Annotated in this window: 12 protein-coding genes; 7 read left to right on the forward strand and 5 right to left on the reverse strand. The window is 45.3% G+C overall.

The window, feature by feature from the left end; translation table 11 throughout:
* Positions 1 to 108 precede the first annotated feature (108 nt).
* Positions 109 to 981, reverse strand: coding sequence for an NAD(P)-dependent oxidoreductase (locus IQE94_RS08870; RefSeq protein WP_212717626.1), 873 nt, complete (start codon positions 979 to 981; stop codon positions 109 to 111).
* 654 nt (positions 982 to 1,635) lie between these two features.
* On the opposite strand from IQE94_RS08870, the gene IQE94_RS08875 reads away from it, so the two are divergent.
* From IQE94_RS08875 to IQE94_RS08885, 3 genes are all read left to right on the forward strand, one after another.
* The gene (locus IQE94_RS08875) at positions 1,636 to 3,168 is read left to right on the forward strand and encodes a DUF4114 domain-containing protein (protein WP_223341766.1); all 1,533 of its coding nucleotides are present in this window, start codon (positions 1,636 to 1,638) and stop codon (positions 3,166 to 3,168) included.
* A 164-nt stretch (positions 3,169 to 3,332) separates the two neighbouring features.
* Positions 3,333 to 4,097, forward strand: coding sequence for a twin-arginine translocase subunit TatC (gene tatC / locus IQE94_RS08880; RefSeq protein WP_212717615.1), 765 nt, complete (start codon positions 3,333 to 3,335; stop codon positions 4,095 to 4,097).
* Between the two features lie 53 nt (positions 4,098 to 4,150).
* Positions 4,151 to 4,801 carry an LON peptidase substrate-binding domain-containing protein gene (locus tag IQE94_RS08885; protein WP_190598263.1) on the forward strand — a complete coding sequence of 217 codons (651 nt, stop codon included), beginning with the start codon at positions 4,151 to 4,153 and terminating at the stop codon, positions 4,799 to 4,801.
* Positions 4,802 to 4,895: 94 nt separating this feature from the next.
* Here the strand turns inward: IQE94_RS08885 and ftsH2 are convergent, their stop codons facing one another.
* Positions 4,896 to 6,779, reverse strand: coding sequence for an ATP-dependent zinc metalloprotease FtsH2 (gene ftsH2, locus IQE94_RS08890; protein ID WP_223341767.1), 1,884 nt, complete (start codon positions 6,777 to 6,779; stop codon positions 4,896 to 4,898).
* 270 nt (positions 6,780 to 7,049) lie between these two features.
* Between ftsH2 and IQE94_RS08895 the strand changes: the two genes are divergently transcribed.
* Positions 7,050 to 7,196, forward strand: coding sequence for a hypothetical protein (locus IQE94_RS08895; RefSeq protein WP_212717611.1), 147 nt, complete (start codon positions 7,050 to 7,052; stop codon positions 7,194 to 7,196).
* Here IQE94_RS08895 and trmFO read toward each other — a convergent pair.
* On the reverse strand, positions 7,193 to 8,563 hold the full coding sequence (gene trmFO, locus IQE94_RS08900; RefSeq protein ID WP_212717609.1) for an FADH(2)-oxidizing methylenetetrahydrofolate--tRNA-(uracil(54)-C(5))-methyltransferase TrmFO: 1,371 nt from the start codon (positions 8,561 to 8,563) through the stop codon (positions 7,193 to 7,195). The two genes, IQE94_RS08895 and trmFO, sit on opposite strands and share 4 nt — an antisense overlap.
* A 137-nt stretch (positions 8,564 to 8,700) precedes the next feature.
* On the opposite strand from trmFO, the gene IQE94_RS08905 reads away from it, so the two are divergent.
* On the forward strand, positions 8,701 to 12,237 hold the full coding sequence (locus IQE94_RS08905) for a PAS domain S-box protein (RefSeq protein ID WP_223341768.1): 3,537 nt from the start codon (positions 8,701 to 8,703) through the stop codon (positions 12,235 to 12,237).
* Here the strand turns inward: IQE94_RS08905 and mnmG are convergent.
* Positions 12,210 to 14,117, reverse strand: coding sequence for a tRNA uridine-5-carboxymethylaminomethyl(34) synthesis enzyme MnmG (mnmG, locus tag IQE94_RS08910; RefSeq protein WP_212717605.1), 1,908 nt, complete (start codon positions 14,115 to 14,117; stop codon positions 12,210 to 12,212). The two genes, IQE94_RS08905 and mnmG, sit on opposite strands and share 28 nt — an antisense overlap.
* A 221-nt stretch (positions 14,118 to 14,338) precedes the next feature.
* On the opposite strand from mnmG, the gene IQE94_RS08915 reads away from it, so the two are divergent.
* Positions 14,339 to 15,106, forward strand: a complete 768-nt coding sequence (locus IQE94_RS08915; RefSeq protein ID WP_212717604.1) for a sterol desaturase family protein — start codon at positions 14,339 to 14,341, stop codon at positions 15,104 to 15,106.
* 240 nt (positions 15,107 to 15,346) lie between these two features.
* Here IQE94_RS08915 and petE read toward each other — a convergent pair whose 3' ends face one another.
* A complete protein-coding gene (gene petE, locus IQE94_RS08920; RefSeq protein WP_223341769.1) occupies positions 15,347 to 15,730 on the reverse strand; it encodes a plastocyanin in 384 nt (127 codons plus the stop codon).
* Positions 15,731 to 16,156: 426 nt separating this feature from the next.
* Between petE and IQE94_RS08925 the strand changes: the two genes are divergently transcribed.
* Positions 16,157 to 17,710 carry a hypothetical protein gene (locus tag IQE94_RS08925; protein ID WP_212717602.1) on the forward strand — a complete coding sequence of 518 codons (1,554 nt, stop codon included), beginning with the start codon at positions 16,157 to 16,159 and terminating at the stop codon, positions 17,708 to 17,710.
* The last annotated feature ends 62 nt before the right edge of the window (positions 17,711 to 17,772 follow it).

Consider the following 17,772-nt stretch of genomic DNA (forward strand, 5'->3'; position numbering starts at 1 on the left):
TTAGTTTTAAATAGCCATTATTCCGCCAAATATGGTTTCGATTAACTCAAAATTGAATTATTTAATTAAGCGTCTGACTTTCTCATCTTATGCTTTGCCAAAATTAATCTAGGTTTCATCATAGGCCCGAATAATCGCTTGGGAACCCTGGTCTTCTCCTCCCAACAATTGAACAGATTTAAACAAATTTTCTGCCAACTTAACCCCTGGTAATTGACCATTTTCAGCAGTTTCTCGGACAAGGCGTAGATCCTTAAGAAGATGTTTCACCATAAAGCCTGGCTCAAAATCAGCTTCTGACATTTTCGGTCCCAAATTGGTTAAAGCCCAGGAACCCGCCGCTCCACTTCCGCAAACATCAATCACTAACTCTGGTTCGATTCCTAATTGCTTGGAAAGTTGTATGGCCTCAGCAGTGGCGATCGCATGGATACCACAAAGAATTTGATTACAGAGCTTAACCGCTTGACCACTGCCACTAGGACCACAATGAACTACTTTTTTCCCTATAGCTGTGAGCACAGGCAAAGCTTCTTCAAAATCGGCAAGCTCTCCCCCCACCATGATGGTTAACGTACCGTTTATTGCACCAATATCGCCCCCTGTTACCGGTGCATCTAAAAAACGTAAACCCTTTGCTTTTAAAGTTGTAGCAAGATCACAAGCCGTAGTTTTGCCGATAGTACTACAATCAATTATTAAAGCTTGAGGTTTCGCAGATTCAGCAATGCCCCCCGAACCTAAAATGAGTTGTTGAACATCTTTTTCGTCGCCAACACAGGTGAGAATAATATCCGCATTTTCCGCCGCTTCCGTAATGCTATGTACAACCTTAACCCCTGCTTTTGCTGCTTCTAGCGCAGAAGAGCGATTCAACGTGCGATTGTACCCCACTGGTTGATAACCATTTTTGACTAAGTTTTGAGCCATAGGACTGCCCATAACTCCTAAACCAAAGACAGTAATTTTGGAAATGTTCATAATAACCCTAGGTAGCTGAAATGATGAAAACAATAAGTACAATGAACTGAAATAATCTATTTTAAAATCTTAACAGAAAAAACGAATTTACTCTTTATTTTATTCCTTAATTTTCAACTAATTTAAAAGGACAAAAACAACAATATTTTTTTGTAATTTCAAATTGTAATCATTGCTAAAATAGAAATTCAGATAATTATTTCTGTGATTTCAAACTGGCAATTATCTATTGAAAGCTAAATTGAGTACCATGCAATAGAGTGGCTTTGCTTCTTTTATATTTTCACTCCGCACTTAAGGGAAAAATTTTTCCTCTTTGTGGTGAACTAGCCAGATATTTAGAGTATCGTAAAAGAGAAGCTCTTTTTCATGGCGCTCTCATTTTTGGATGGCATTTGAGCTTGGAGCACTCTTTTTTGCCATTAATTCGCTCTGTGTAAGCTTTTCAGATCTCAAATATTTTTTTAGCTTTTGTCAATTGTAGTATAGACATTCCGTATTCTCGAATTTATGGGTGGTCTATTCTGAAAACTCCAATAGCTTAAATTTTACCCTTTGCAGGGCAAAGTAACTCAGCCAAGCAAAAAGCCATTACAGCTTATTGGCTGAGAACATTAAATTTTCCCAAAATTATTCTCTTTGTTGATTAAAGCAATGACTCCAACCCTCAAAATCTCAGCCTTTAAAGATATTTCAGCTTTTTTGTTGAGCACTTTACAGCCACAATTAGACATTAATTTAGAAATTAAATATGTCCAAAATGCTGATGAGGCTCATCAAGATCTGTTTGACAATAATGCTGACATGGTTTTAATGTCCTATGACGATACTTTGTCCTTGTCGTTAGAGGATAAATACCCTGCCATTCTGGCTCTTTTTCCCATTCATGGGGGCATTTTAGACCTTTGCGGCGAGATTGATTTGGAAGCAAATAAAAATAGAGTGGGGATTGATACAAATACTGGTTATGCCCGGGCTTTGCGTTCCTATTTAAGCCAAAAGCTTAGCCCAGAAGAGTATCAAAGTTTAGATTTCATCAAGGCAGGTGCCACGAATTTACGCTATGACAAATTAATTGATAATCAAATTGATGCTACCCTCCTAAATCCCCCCTATTCCTATTTTGAAGGAGCCCAAGCAGACCCAGGTTTTCAGCTTTTTCTGGGGGACTATCAAGGGGTTGTAGCTAATACCAATAAATATCTTTGGCAGGATCTTGACAAACGAGCCTTGCTCAAGGATTTTATGACCAGTTATCAGGCTATGTTGCAAAACTTAGAAGCAAATTCACAATCAACTATTCAAAGTTTGTCCGATTACTACAGTATTTCTATGGACATAGCAACTAGCATTTATAATCGCCTATGGATGCCCAATGGATTAAATATAAATTTTCAGTTTAGTGACTCCCAATTACAAGGAACAGAGTCTATTTTTTCTCAAGATACTCAAATTTTTATTCCTTCAAAGCGATATTGGGTCTTGAATCAGGACTTGAATAGCTTTTATCTTGATCCTAATGTAACTGATGCTTTTAACCTTCAACCTAACACGGACAATTTAGGAAGTTTGACCTACGATATTAGCTCTGTTTCTGGAGAAATTAAAGGCGAAACTGACGATGGTGCTCTGTCCCAAACCGATGCCCTATTTCATAATCTGGTGGGATTTTATGGGGTGGAAGATACGAGCGGAGCAATTCTCGATGTCTATGATGTCAACAATAATGGCCAGGTAGATGATTTGCTAAATCCAGGGGATAGAGGCTATGTCCAGACTGCGCTTAGTCAATATGTCAATAATTTTTTTTTGGAAGCTGGCGCCAATGGTGATACCAGCAAAAATACCACCGCAAACCAGTTTGGAGAAGTTGTTTTGGCTGGAGGACGTCTTTATGCTCCTTTTTTAATCGCCAATGGGGGAGATTTATTGACAAAGTCAGGTAATTTTGATCAGGCGATCGCCGCTTTTTTGGCCCTTAATCCCGACAATGCAGGGGCGAATTTGGAAGATTTTAAAACTAAGACAGTGGCTTATTTTGGTTTTGGTGCTGCTAATCCCGATAAATCTGAACATCTGCGTCGCTTAGAAAATAACACTTTTGGCTTTGAAGATCTGCCCAGTATTGCTGGGGTCAGCGACTATGACTTTAATGACAGTGTGTTTAGCTTTTTCTATCGCACCTAGATTTCTGTTTTTGAGAAATTATTTCTGATTGGTGAATAGGGCCGTATTAGTCAAACTCAGCATGACCCCGACATTGGCGATCGCCCGGCCAACATCGATATCTTCGCAATCAGTGCCTGGAGAATGTCAGAATAGGGGCAACTTGTTTTCCCCGCCCTGAAACCATGCCGACCCAGCTTGATAACATCACTTCCTCGGAAACTTCCCCCGATTACTTGGACGAAGTGCCTAATGACGTGGAAATGTCTTTGTTCGATCACCTTGATGAACTTAGAACTCGTATTTTTCTGTCCTTGGGGGCAGTCGTGGCCGGGGTGGTGGCCTGCTTTATCTTTGTCAAACCCTTGGTGCAATGGCTCCAGGTGCCGGCGGGCACAGTGAAATTTTTGCAGCTTTCCCCTGGGGAATTTTTTTTCGTTTCCGTTAAAGTAGCGGGCTACAGCGGCATCCTAGTGATGAGCCCCTTTATCCTCTACCAAATTATTCAATTCGTTTTACCTGGTTTAACCCGTCGGGAACGTCGATTACTGGGGCCGGTGGTGCTGGGGTCCAGCGTGCTTTTTTTTGCAGGGTTGGGCTTTGCCTACTATGCCCTCATCCCTGCTGCGCTCAAATTTTTTGTCAGCTACGGGGCAGATGTGGTGGAGCAACTATGGTCCATTGATAAATATTTTGAGTTTGTGCTTCTGTTGATGTTTAGCACGGGGCTAGCTTTTCAAATTCCGATTATTCAAGTGGTTCTGGGCTTTTTGGGCATTGTCTCCTCCGATCAAATGCTGAAGGGTTGGCGCTTTGTGATTTTGGGGGCGATGGTGCTGGGGGCAATCCTTACCCCTTCCACAGATCCCCTCACCCAATCTCTTTTAGCTGGGGCTGTGCTGGGGCTTTACTTTGGGGGCATCGGTTGCGTGCGCTTACTGGGTAAATAGTCCCCAATCCTTTATCATTTGAAGTACGTTGCTTAACATTAAGAAATATTAAGATGGCATCCTCCGTTGCAATTAGGGAACTTCCTATTTTTCCACTGCCTGAAGTTGTGCTTTTCCCTGGGCGTCCCCTGCCCCTGCACATTTTCGAGTACCGCTATCGGATGATGATGAACACCATTTTGGAAGACGATCGCCGTTTTGGGGTGTTGATGATCGATCCCAGCACCGGGGAAATTTCCGATGTGGGTTGCTGTGCAGAGGTTTTGCGCTACCAAAGATTACCCGATGACCGGATGAAGGTTTTAACCCTGGGACAACAGCGTTTTCGGGTGCTGGAATATGTGCGAGAAAAGCCCTACCGAGTCGGTTTAGTGGAATGGATTGATGATAAATACACGGGGCAGGATCTCCATGGCTTGGCCAAAGAGGTCGATCGCCTGTTGCATGATGTGGTTAATTTGTCGGCCAAGTTGACCGATCAGAATTTGGAATTGCCCGATGACTTACCTGTATTGCCTGTGGAATTGTCCTATTGGGTGGCAGGCAATCTTTATGGCGTAGCCAGTGAGCAACAGAGCTTACTGGAATTGCAGGACACCGCCGAGCGCTTGCAACGGGAAGCGGAAATTCTCATGTCCACCCGCAACCACCTCGCCGCCCGCACTGCGTTGAAGGATGTTTTGGGTACAGAGGGAGAAGAATAGAACGAATAGAACATTTAAAAAAAGCTAAAAAAAGGCCCTGATTCTTCGGAACAGGGCCTTACTGATCAAACTAATTTGTTAGAGAAGAGAAATTTTAAAGTTGGGGAATTAATTGTTCCTTAACGGGAACCTCGGCGTATTCCGCCACAATTTGCCGAAATTCTTCCCCGTCAATGGTTTCTTTCTCAATTAAAAGATCCACCAGGCGATCGACTGCTTCCCGTTGTTCTTGGACGATTTTGCGAGCCATTTGGTGACCCTGTTCGGCCAACTGCCGCACCTGGACGTCAATGCGGGTGGCTACTTCTTCGGAGTATTCAGAACGGTTCATCAAGCCACCGCCGAGAAATACTTCCCCGCCTGAGCTCTCTAGGGAGATGGGGCCAAGGTTGCTCATGCCAAAACGAGTTACCATCTGGCGGGCCATTTCCGTTACCTGTTGTAGATCACCACCGGCCCCAGTGGTTACTTCGTCATCGCCAAAGACCTCTTCTTCGGCGGCTCGACCGCCCATGGCACCAGCAATGCGGGCCATCAGTTGGGCTTTGGTGGTCAGGCCCTGTTCCTCATTAGGGGTAAACCAGGTCAAACCTTGGGCTTGGCCCCGGGGAATGAGGGTGACTTTTTGCACCGGATCATGATCTTTTAACAGCGTGCCGACAATGGCATGGCCGACTTCGTGATAGGCAATTAACCGTTTACTTTTGCTGTCCACTAAGGGGGTGCCTTCCATACCAGCCACAACCCGGTCCACGGCATCGTCAATTTCCAATAGGGTAATGGCGGATTTACGACGGCGGGCGGTGAGGATGGCGGCTTCATTCAACAAGTTGGCCAAATCAGCCCCACTGAAACCAGGGGTACGACGGGCAATGGAGTCGATGGAAACTTCCGGTGCTAGTTTTTTGTTGCGGGCATGGACTTCTAAAATTTCCTTACGACCAGAGTAATCGGGAGCATCCACCATCACTTGACGATCAAAACGACCGGGACGCATCAAGGCAGAATCCAGCACATCGGGGCGGTTAGTGGCGGCAATAATAATAATCCCCGTATTGCCTTCAAAACCATCCATTTCCGTCAGTAATTGGTTGAGGGTTTGTTCCCGCTCATCGTTACCACCGCCGATGCCAGCGCCCCGTTGTCGACCAACGGCGTCAATCTCATCGATAAAGATCAAACAGGGGGCATTCTCTTTGGCTTTTTTGAACAGATCCCGCACCCGGGAAGCACCAACCCCCACAAACATTTCTACAAATTCAGAACCAGAAATACTAAAGAATGGAACTCCGGCTTCCCCGGCGATCGCCTTGGCGAGGAGGGTTTTCCCTGTACCAGGAGGGCCCACCAGAAGCACACCCTTGGGAATTTTGGCTCCCACAGCGGTAAATCGTTCGGGCTGTTTGAGGAAAGTTACCACCTCTTGCAGTTCCTCTTTGGCTTCGTCAATGCCGGCCACATCATCAAACATGACACCGGTTTTGGCATCCATTTGAAAGCGGGCTTTGGATTTGCCAAAGTTCATGGCTTGGCCGGGGCCACCGGGCATATTGCTGGAACGGCGGAAGAGAAAAAAGAGGGAAGCAATTAAAAGGACAGGGAAAATTAAGTTGCCTACAAAGCCCCAAACCATGCCATTGTTGCGGACAGGGTGGGAATCAAGGCGAATGTCGGCATCCCGCAAACGAGCAATCAATTCCGGGGCATTGGTGGGGAGGTCAACCCGGGAACGGAGGGTCCGGTCTATTTCTGGATCACTAACTTGCACGATCGCCGTGCGGCCATTTTCATATAAATCCACACTGGTGATGCGGCCAGCATCCACATATTCGAGGAAGCGACCATAGGTCATGCGGGTGTTGGCAGTGTTGGAACCGAGGTTGGCATCCGCCCCTCCAAAGCTCCCCTGCCAGAAGAAAAAGCCGACTACCAACAGGGGTAGGGACCAAAGTAGGGCAGTTCTCCAGGAAAATTTCATATGTTAGCTCACTTTAAAAGTTAAGACGGTCGTTAGGACTTAGTGTAATCGGTTAATCGTGGAACGGAGACTGAACCCCGCCATGGAGGATTAGCCCCCCGACGCCGTGGAATTGATTAATCTTGTTGACAATAGACTTTTGTAACAAAATCTTAACTAAATGTAACGTAATTCTCATAATTACGACAACCCCCTAGCCCTGGGCGGATTACCGCCGAGTCTGCCGAATTGGGAATTTACTAGTTTGACGTAAGTTCGATAGGTGAACCGATGTTCTCTCTGGCCGCCGTTGCTGGCTGTGCAAAAGGCGATCGCCATCGCCATTATCAACTATTACTTTGCTTGAAATTTGCCGGATATATGGAGCCAATCCGGCATCGTTGTACCGTAGGGAAGCCCGAGAAAACTAACGCCTAAACTCGACATGTTGCTAGACCTTGGATGCTAGCTTGCCAGGTTTGTAAATCAGCCAAAGCCCGGTCTCGATATTGGCCGTAACGTTCTTGCTTATTGCGGATACGCTGGGGCAATTCCGGTAAAATGCCAAAATTGGGCGGCATGGGTTGGAAATGTTTGGGGGAAGCGGAACTGATGAAGTTAAATAAAGCTCCCATCATGGTGGTGACGGGCAATGTGAGCAAAGGCAAACCCAACGCCAACCGGGCCGCATTGGTGCCTGCTAACCATCCCCCAGCCGTAGCGGCGGCATAACCTTCCGTTCCCACTAACTGCCCCGCCGCAAATAGGCTTTGGCGATCGCCAAAATGGAGACTGGAAGTCAGGAGTTGGGGCGAATTAATAAAAGTATTGCGGTGCATTACCCCCATGCGGACAAACTCAGCCTTTTCTAAACCAGGAATTAGGCGAAATACCCTTCCCTGTTCTCCCCAGCGCAAATTAGTTTGGAAACCCACCATATTCCACAATTGTCCGGCCTTATCTTCCTGGCGTAATTGCACCACTGCGTAGGGCTTTTTACCTTTATTAGCTGGATCTCGGAAGTCACCCAAACGGGCATCAAATAGACCAACGGGTTTTAACGGGCCGTAACGCATGGTGTCCTCCCCTCGTTGGGCCAACTCTTCTATGGGCAAACAACCCTCAAAAAACTTGGCCGTTTCCCGGTCGAAATCCTTCAGAGGAGCCTGCTCCGCGTTGCACAATGCCTGCCAAAAATCGAGATACTGGTCTCGGTTAAAGGGACAGTTGAGGTAGGCCGCCTCTCCCTTGTCATAGCGGGAAGCAAAAAAAGCCACTTCTTTATCGATGGAGTCCCCCACCACAATGGGACTGGCCGCATCAAAAAAGCTGAGGTATGCCATGCCAGTAAACCGCTGTAAATCCTCCGTTAGCGCCGGACTGGTGAGGGGCCCTGTAGTTAGAACCGTAATACCTTCCCTGGGAATTTCTGTTACTTCCCCCCGCCGTAATTCCACCAAGGGATGGCTGGCCACTTGTTCTGTCAAAGACTGGCTAAAACCCCCCCGGTCCACCGCTAAAGCGCCCCCTGCTGGCACCGCATGGCGATCTGCAGTGGCAATAATCAGAGAATTTAACTGTCGTAATTCTGTCTGTAAAAGTCCCGCCGCCCGATCGCCAGCTTTAGCGCCAAAGGAATTACTGCAGACCAACTCCGCCAAATCCTGACTATGGTGGGCTGGGCTCAGGCGTTCAGGGCGCATTTCCGTCAGAATAACTGGAACTCCTGCTTGGGCAACTTGCCAGGCGGCCTCCGTACCTGCTAAGCCTCCACCGATGACATGGATGGGCGTTAAAGTGGTCATAGGGAACTTTGAAAATTCAAAAATCGTTAGAGACTAACATTTTAATGCAGGGGATAGTCCACCGCCCGCGGGCAAGGCTCCCATCTCCTGAAGAATGGAATTTTCCTTGTCTTAATTAATGTTTGACCTTGGAACCCATGTCTATCATTCCTAGCCCTAAAGTCTTGTTAGTGGATGAGCACCAGGAAAATCTTGCTGCCTTGTCCCAGGCCCTGGGTTCCGTACCGGTGGAAATTATCACAGCTCACTCTGGCCAAGAGGCGATCGCCACCGCCGCTACCACAGAGTTTGCTTTAATGATTTTGGCTGGGGAAATGCATGAGTTAGACGGGTTAAATACCGCTAAAATCATTCGTTCTTTTCCCTTGGCGGAACAAACGCCAATTATTTTTCTGGCTCGCCAAGGATTCATTACTAGGGCAATGGCCGAAGTCGATACTTTGGGCGTGATTGATTTTCTTGAGCAACCACCTAATGAATATTTTCTCCGAACCAAAGCTAAAATTTATTTACAACTTTTTCAGCAGAAACAAACCCTAGAATACTACGATGGTCACTTAGAAAATTTAGCTAAATCTGTTTGTGTTGACGAAAATAATAGTAAGATAGAACAAATTAGTCGAATGATTTTAGCTAACATTTCTGATACTGTTTTTGTTACTGATTTGGTCGGAAAGTTTACTTTTATTTGTCCCAATATTGACACAATTTTTGGTTATTCTGTGGCAGAAGTAAATGCCATGGAAAATATTAAAATACTTCTGGGTGATTTTAATATTAACGAGTATGAACTAAAAGAGAAAGGAGAATTGCAAAATTTACAGCACACCATTCAGGATAAGCAAGGCAAAATTCACTCTCTACTCATCAATCTTAAAAAAGTTGCCATTAACGGCGGTGTTTATCTTTACGATTGTCGGGATATTTCAGAATGGGCTCAAACAGAACAGGCTATCAGGAATAGCGAGGCTAATTTCCGAGATATTTTTGCTAGCATTAGCGACGGGCTATTGGTATTAGACCAAGATAATTATATTTGTTATGCCAATGCCCAAGCAGTGAAATTGCTCAACTGTACCTTGGAAGAGCTAGTGGGAACCATTTGCAGCCCAGTGGAAAATACGGAATTTAGCTTATCAGTGGACGATGGTACTATTTATACCGTTGATGTTAGTGTAACTGAGATTACTTGGTATGGACAATCGGCAAAATTAGTTTCCCTACGGGATATTAGCGACCGCAAACGCATGGAGGATGAACTGCGGGAAAATAAAGATAAATATTACCGTCTGTTGGAAAATCTTGATAATGGAGTAATAGTGCATAATGCCAATACCGAAATTGTTTATGCCAATCCTAGGGCAGAAGCTTTCCTCGGTTTAACAGATTTAGAAGGCAGAAATATAGAAGATGAACAGTGGATGTTTTTTGATGCGACAGGAAACAAACTCAAAAAAGAAGAGTTTCCCGTGGCCCAGGTTTTAGCCAATCAATTGCCTTGTAAAAATTTTGAAATGGGGATTTACCGTTCCGATATTGATCGGGTACTTTGGGCATATATTAATGCCTATCCTCAATCTTATAACGAAAATACTATTCAGGAGGTAGTGGTTACTTTTTCTGACATTACTGAACGTAAGCAAGCAGAACTTCAACTAAAAACAATTAATGAAAATCTAGAAGTGCTGATTGAAGAAAGAACTAATGAGTTGGAAACTAGCAATAGTCAACTGTTACAGGAAATCATTGAAAAAGAGCAGGTGAGTATTACCCTTACGACCCAGGAAGCAAAATATCGAGCCCTGGTGCGGGATGCCAGCGACGCAATTATTTTAATCACGATTGATTTTATTGTCCTAGAAGTAAATTATCGAGCCGTGGAGTTAAGTGGTTATAGCCAAGAAGAATTAATTGGGCAGTCTTTACTAAACTTTGAACTATTACCGCCGGAATTTCATGCCCAGCAAAGACACTTTTGGCGCACTCTTAGAAGAGAACAAATCGCCGAATTAACCGACGTCAAACTTGCAAAAAAATCTGGAGAATTAATTTCCGTTGATATTTCTGCCAGTGTAATTACCTATGAAAATCATTCGATTGTTCAGTGCATAGTCCACGATATAACCCTGCAAAAAACAATTCAAGCCCAATTGCAAAGGGAAAATTACTTTCGTCAGCAACTATTGGAAAAAATGGTGGAAGGACTATTTGTTTGCCATGAAATTGAGCAGTTTCCCTTCTTGCAATTCACTGTTTGGAATCCGATGATGGAAAGCATCACTGGCTATAGTAAAGCAGAAATTAACCAATATGGCTGGTATGAAACTCTTTATTCCTATGGGCAGCCCCAAAAGGCCGCCAGATCCAGAATGAAGGCGGTGACTTTGGGGATGGACATGGTCAAGGAAGAGTGGCAAATTATCCGTCGGGATGGAGTTTTACGTACCATTGAAATTTCCACTGCCCTGATTACCTCAGAAAATGAAATTAATATACTTGCCTTAATTCAAGATATAACTGAGCAAAAACAGCAGTTACAAATTATTCAAGATAACGAAGCTACCCTACGTTGTATTGTGGAGAATTTGCCAATTTTCTTTGGTATGAGAACGGTGAATTTTAGTCAATGGTATTACATTAATCCTTCTTTTGAAACTTTAACTGGTTACACTCCTCGGGAAATGTATGAAGATCCCCTACTATGGCAGAAAATTTACCGAGAAGAACATGCAGAAAACCTAGAGCAGGAACGTTTTAACCTAGGAGAGTGGACTATTTTTTCTATGGAAAAAAAAGACGGCACACAAATTTGGGCGCAAACGGTGGAATTTTTGGTGGATGATCTATCGGACACTGCTCGGGTAGTAGTATTTGGTCAAGACATTACCGACATTAAGCGAGCGGAAATTGAAACCCTGAGATCATTGGTCAAAGAACGGGAGTTAAATGAAGCCAAAACTCAATTTGTCGATATTGTTTCCCATGAATTTCGCACCCCTTTAACTTCTATTATCGGTTTTGGAGAGTTATTGTCCAAATATTTTGACCGCCTCTCTTTAGAAAAAAAACAACACTACATTAATAATATTCAAAATGCTAGCCAACGGCTAAAACAGTTAATTGATGATGTACTTTCCATCAGCCGCTACGACGCCAATAAACTAGAAATTGAGCTAGACAATACTAACCTAAGGAACTTAGGGAACGATTTAATCGAGGATTTTAGCTGTGGCTTGGGTAGTGAACACAATCTGGAGTTTAACTACCATCTCAAGCCTGATGAACGCTCCCTAGTGGATGTGAGACTGCTCCGCCATACTTTGGAAAATGTTTTAAGTAATGCAATTAAATATTCAGCTCCGGGCAGTACTGTTACCTTAGACATTAGTAGAGATGAAGATCACTTACTTTTCCAAGTGCAGGATGAAGGCATTGGCATTCCTCCCCAGGATCGGGAAAAACTGTTTGAAGCTTTCCACCGTGCTAGTAATGTGGGGAATGTGCCCGGCACTGGTTTGGGACTGAGCATTGTTAAACGCTATGTAGAGTTCCAGGGAGGAACCATACAGGTGATATCAGTGCCCGAAAAGGGGACAACAATGGTGATCAAGTTGCCTCTAAACCCTGCGCCCGTAATTCAAATGCCTCAGGGGGAAACCGATCGCCTGAGTTGAGTTTCCAGGTACACCAAAAGAGCATTGATGTCGGCGGGATTAACGCCCCCAATGCGGCCGGCCTGGCCAATTGTGAGGGGTTTAAATTGGTTTAACTTTTCCCTCGCTTCCATAGACAGGGTTTCAATGGTCATATAATCAAGACTGGCCGGTAAACGTTTTTGGCTATGGCGACTCACCTGTTCAATTTGGGTTTGTTGCCGTTTAATGTAGCCAGAATATTTAATTTCGATTTCTACGCTGGTTTTTTCTTCTGATTTTAATTCCCCATTCCCTAACTGAAATTTTTCTAAATCTGGGTAGTGGAAGCCCGGCCGCCGCAGTAAATCTGCCAAAACGATGGAACCTTTAATTTTTTGTTGGGTATAGTCGGTAATCTCTTTACCTACTTCGTCCTGTTCCTTAATGCGGGTACTGTAAAGCCTTTCCTTTTCCGCCGTAATGTTATTCTGTTTGTTTTGGAATAGACTCCAACGGCGATCGTCAATTAAGCCAATGTCCCGTCCCAAAGGAGTTAACCTTTGATCGGCATTGTCAGAACGCAAAATTAAGCGATACTCAGAACGGCTGGTGAGCATCCGGTAAGGTTCCCGCAAATCTTTGGTACATAAATCGTCAATTAAAGTGCCGAGATAGCTTTCTTCTCGGGAGAAGATGATCAACGATTTTCCCTGACAATGGCGTGCCGCATTGATGCCCGCTACCAGACCCTGGGCCGCCGCTTCTTCATAGCCAGTGGTGCCATTAATTTGCCCAGCACAGAATAGCCCCGCTACTTTTTTGGTCATTAAACTGGGGTAGCATTGGGTCGCCGGTAAAAAGTCATATTCTACTGCGTAGGCAGGCCGCAACATGACGCAACTTTCTAGCCCAGGCAAAGTTCGTAACATGGCTAATTGCACATTTTCCGGTAGCCCTGTGGAAAATCCTTGGATATACAGTTCAGGAATGTCTCGACCTTCCGGCTCGATGAAAATTTGATGGCTTTCTTTATCGGCAAAACGAACAATTTTGTCTTCGATGGAAGGACAATAACGGGGCCCTTTGGAGTCAATAAAGCCACCATAAATGGGGGACAGGTGGAGATTATCTTTAATTAATTGATGGGTTTTAGCTGTTGTTCTGGTTAGGTAACAATTCATTTGCTCCCGTTCCACCCATACCGCCGGGTCAAAGCTAAACCAACTTACTTGGTCGTCGGGGGGTTGGGGCTCTAATTTGCTATAGTCTACCGATCGCCGGTCTACCCTGGCCGGAGTCCCGGTTTTTAACCGTCCCGTTTCAAAGCCCAACGTGTTCAAGGTTTCCGTCAATCCCACTGCGGCAAACTCGCCGGCCCGCCCCGCTGGCATAGATTTATTGCCAATCCAAATTTTCCCCCCCAGGAAAGTCCCCGTCGTAATCACCACAGACTGGGCCCCAAAGCAGGCGCCAAAGTAGGTTTGCACACCTTGAATCTCATCATTTTGCCCCAGCACCAAATCCGTCACCATCCCTTCCCGAATGGATAGATTGGGTTGATTTTCCACAATATTTTTCATCACTGCGGCATATTCTCGCTTATCCGTTTGAGCCCGCAGGGCCCATACCGCCGGCCCCCGAGAAATATTTAATACCCGTTTTTGCAGATAGGTGCGGTCAGCCATTTTGCCAATTTCTCCCCCCAGCGCATCTACTTCATGGGTCAACTGGGATTTGGCCGGCCCTCCCACCGCCGGGTTACAGGGTTGCCAAGCAATGCGGTCTAGGTTGAGGGTTAATAGTAGGGTGCGACAGCCCAACCGAGCCGTAGCCAAGGCTGCTTCACAACCCGCATGGCCCGCCCCCACCACGATGACATCAAATTGATCTTGGAATTCCACTGGCGATCGAAGGGTCATGGCGGAGCACTAAAATGGTAGCAGGGCTAAAAACTTTATTCTAGTCTTTAGTCTAACTTTTTTGGATTTTGCTTTACATATCCATAACCTACGCTGGGAAATTTTGGAACCGATTGATGAACTTTGATTCCCCCCTCTAAATCACCCTATGCTGGAGAAATTCACAAATGCACTTTTAGACAAATATTAATTAACTTGTTATGGCATTATCAGCCTAATTTATGGATCACTCATTTGGAATTTACGGACTTATATTTTTTGTCATTATTTTGCTCAGGTATTTCCTCATTGCCGGGGGAACCTATGCGTTTTTTTATTCTCCATGGGGTCAATCATTAATCAGTAGCCAATTCCCAATTAATATTCCTCCCTGGTCATCAATTCGTAAAGATATAAAACTTTCTGTAATTTCAGCAATGGTTTTTGCTCTGGCGGCCGCCTTTATTTTTTCGAGTTATGGCTGGAAAATGAATCGTTTATACCTTGATCCCTATCAGCATGGATTGTGGTATTTAGGCGTAAGTTATATTTTAGTTTTGCTATTACAAGATACCTATTTTTACTTTACCCATCGCCTTTTCCACCACCACCTATTATTTCCTTTGTTCCATCAAGGGCATCACTGTTCTCGTTACCCAACGCCCCTTACTTCCTTTGCCTTCGATTTACCAGAGGCGATCGTGCAGTCATTTTTTCTAATTGTTGTTGTTTCCTTAATTCCCCTCCATTTTTTCACTTTATTAGCAATATTAATAACCATGACAATTTGGTCAGTAATTAATCATTTAGGTATCGATCGCCTGCCTTTAACCTTTCCTCACCATTGGTTAGGAAAATACTTTATTGGCACGGCCCATCATTCCCTGCATCACCTCAAACACAACGCCAACTATGGATTATATTTCACTTTCTGGGATAAAATTTTGGGCACGGAAGATCCCAAATATCAGGAAAAGCTTGGGCGAAATCAAGCAACAAAAGAGCATTAACGTACAAACTAATAGACAAAAAATCGCACCTTGGTTAGAAGACGCGATCGCCAAAACGCAGAAGTTTTTCTAAGTAGATGGCTTTAGTAAAGAATCTGTTTTGTAGACTTTCGATCCGTTGCCCCCAATCCCCGATCAGCAAGGGAGATTTTATTTTCCCTACTATTTGGGGAAGCTGAGGGAGTTAGAGATAGGCCCCATGGCATTGGGCTTAAATCAACAACGGATGACTATTAACTATTACTCAACGACAACTTTGCCTACCATGCCAGCCCCGCGGTGAGGTTCACAGTAGTAGGTGTAGGTGCCAGGCTCAGTGAAGGTGGAGGTGAAACTTTCGCCAGCGGCAAAGGCCAAACCTTTGTGGGAGAGTTTAGCAGCGGCGGCATCGTCTACACCATCGCCAGCGGCAAAGACAACATTGTGGGGAGAGAGCTTGTTGTTAACCCATTTGACTTCGTCCCCGGCTTTAATGGTGACGGTGCTGGGTTCAAAGGCGAGGGCTCCACCGTCAGAACCCATTTTTACCGTTGCACTGGCGGCGGCGGCGGGGCTAACGGACAAAAAGAAACTGGAGACCACTAGCAAAAGGCCAGCGAGGACTGTTAAGAACTTTTTAGGCATACTTCTTGGCAATTTCATCTATAGGGACTCGTGGTTGAACGGGTCGGGGCAACGCCCTACTCCATGCTACAAAAGGCGATCGGGGACGTTTTTCCTTTCTTTTGCCCATGGTATCACAATGTTTGACAGCCCGTCGTAGATCATTCAATCTCAATCCTGAGCGGAACGCATAACCCCGCTCTTTGTGCTATTTAAATAGTACTTTGTCAAAAATGCTTGGCTTTTCTAGCTATATTTACTGAACTTTAAATTAGGGTTTGTAGTGGCCTTCGGTAATTGCTGAATTATCTTTACTTTTGGCGATCGCCGTCATAAAAATTAGCTTGCCATTGCTTCAATCCCAATGATAATGGAAGGTAGCCCAGTAAACCCGATCAGAATTTTAATGGGCTGAAGAAGCTCCCTGAGTTAGGTTGGGTACCCCTTATGAATCCTGAAAAATTTTTCCGCTTAATAATTTTTGCCCACCGCCGTCCTGCTAATAGCCGTGGTTTTGTCATGCCCATGGTGATCATGGTCGGTCTGGTACTGACGGTCATTGGCATTGTCATCATGCAGAGGTCAATGTTTCAACAAAATGACTCCATCAACAAAGCCGCCACTTCCCAAGCCCAAAATGCGGCCGAAGCCGGTGTAGCAAGGGTTACCAATCTGCTCAACGAACCCCAAAGACGTTTTTTGGCCACCCTCCCTGCTTGCCGAGATTTACCCCTGCGAACATCAGGACAGAGTTGTACAGACACCAGCACCGGCACTGGAACTGTTGTCCCCAATTGGCAAAATTTAACTGAAACCCAAATTCGCAACTGGTCAGGTAATAATGTGGCCTGTAAATTAATCGACGATGCTTTCCTAACCGATGTCCGTGCCATTTCCAATTCCGCTGATTGGCAGACTTTACCCCAAGGGCGTTTCCGTTTAGTTGGCTACAAATATACAGATGCCAGTGGTGCGGTCTTGCCCCCCGGTAAAGTTCCCGTCCCCAATGGCGGAGTGGGAGTGTTAACGGTGGAAGGCTCTGTCAATCCAGGGCAACCGAGTGCGGCCGTCTCCCGGGTTGAAGTAAAAATCCCCATCAAACCAGGGCCCCCGGACAACTTTAACATTCCTGGTTTATGGGTTACCAACACCAGCACTGGTAGCGTGGCAGGCAACAATACCATTGCAGGGGACGTGCTTGTAAACGACTGTAGCGGCAATTTAGGAGGGGTAAGCTTTCCCTCTGGAAGCACTTACACTGCCAAGTACACCAATGCCGATATGCCGGCTTTGCCCCCAGCACCAGGCAGTTGTAACAATCTGGGCAACATTAACGCCAATGTGACCTTGCCCCAGCGGGATGGCAACAACATCTACACTGACGCTAGGACCAATATCACCTTAAACAACGGTAATACTTTGCCCGCCTATATTTACTGCGTCAGTTCCATTAGCCTTGGAGGCGGCAAGGAAATGCGAGTGGAGACTCTAGATACCCGTCCCACTGTTGCTGGGGTGACCAATCCCAACCGTGGTGAACGTTTCATGGTTATTTTCCATTTGACCGGCAATCTTGACCTGGGGGGAAATGGCAAAATTGTCCATGAGTGCCCCATACCCTACGAAGCGACCGGCGCCAAAACTCCTTGCAGTAATTATGTAGTGACGGATTTTAATATTTATGGTCGCGCTCCTCTGCCCAGTAATTTGAGTAATTTGCCGAAAATTTGCCTAGCTGGTGGGTCATTTATGGATGCCTTTATTCTCGGTCCTAATTATGAGTATGGGGTGTCTGGCAGTGGCGGCAATGGCGGTGTGCGAGGTACGGTCATGGTCCGGCAGGTGAGTAATTCCGGGGGATGTGGATCCAACACTTCCAACACGGTGATTACCCAAACCGGCACTTGGGATGACATGGTGGCGGGTATTCAACCCCAGGCCACAGCCCCTACCCTGGGAGCGTTCACTGGTTGGACTAGCCGGCCGACGGATGAATATTAGTTTTTGACTTGAATCAAAGATTACAGAGTGATTACAGAGTGGGGTTTTCCGTTCACTAAAGC

It is taken from the genome of Synechocystis sp. PCC 7339 (genome assembly GCF_019924095.1).
GTDB lineage: Bacteria > Cyanobacteriota > Cyanobacteriia > Cyanobacteriales > Microcystaceae > Synechocystis.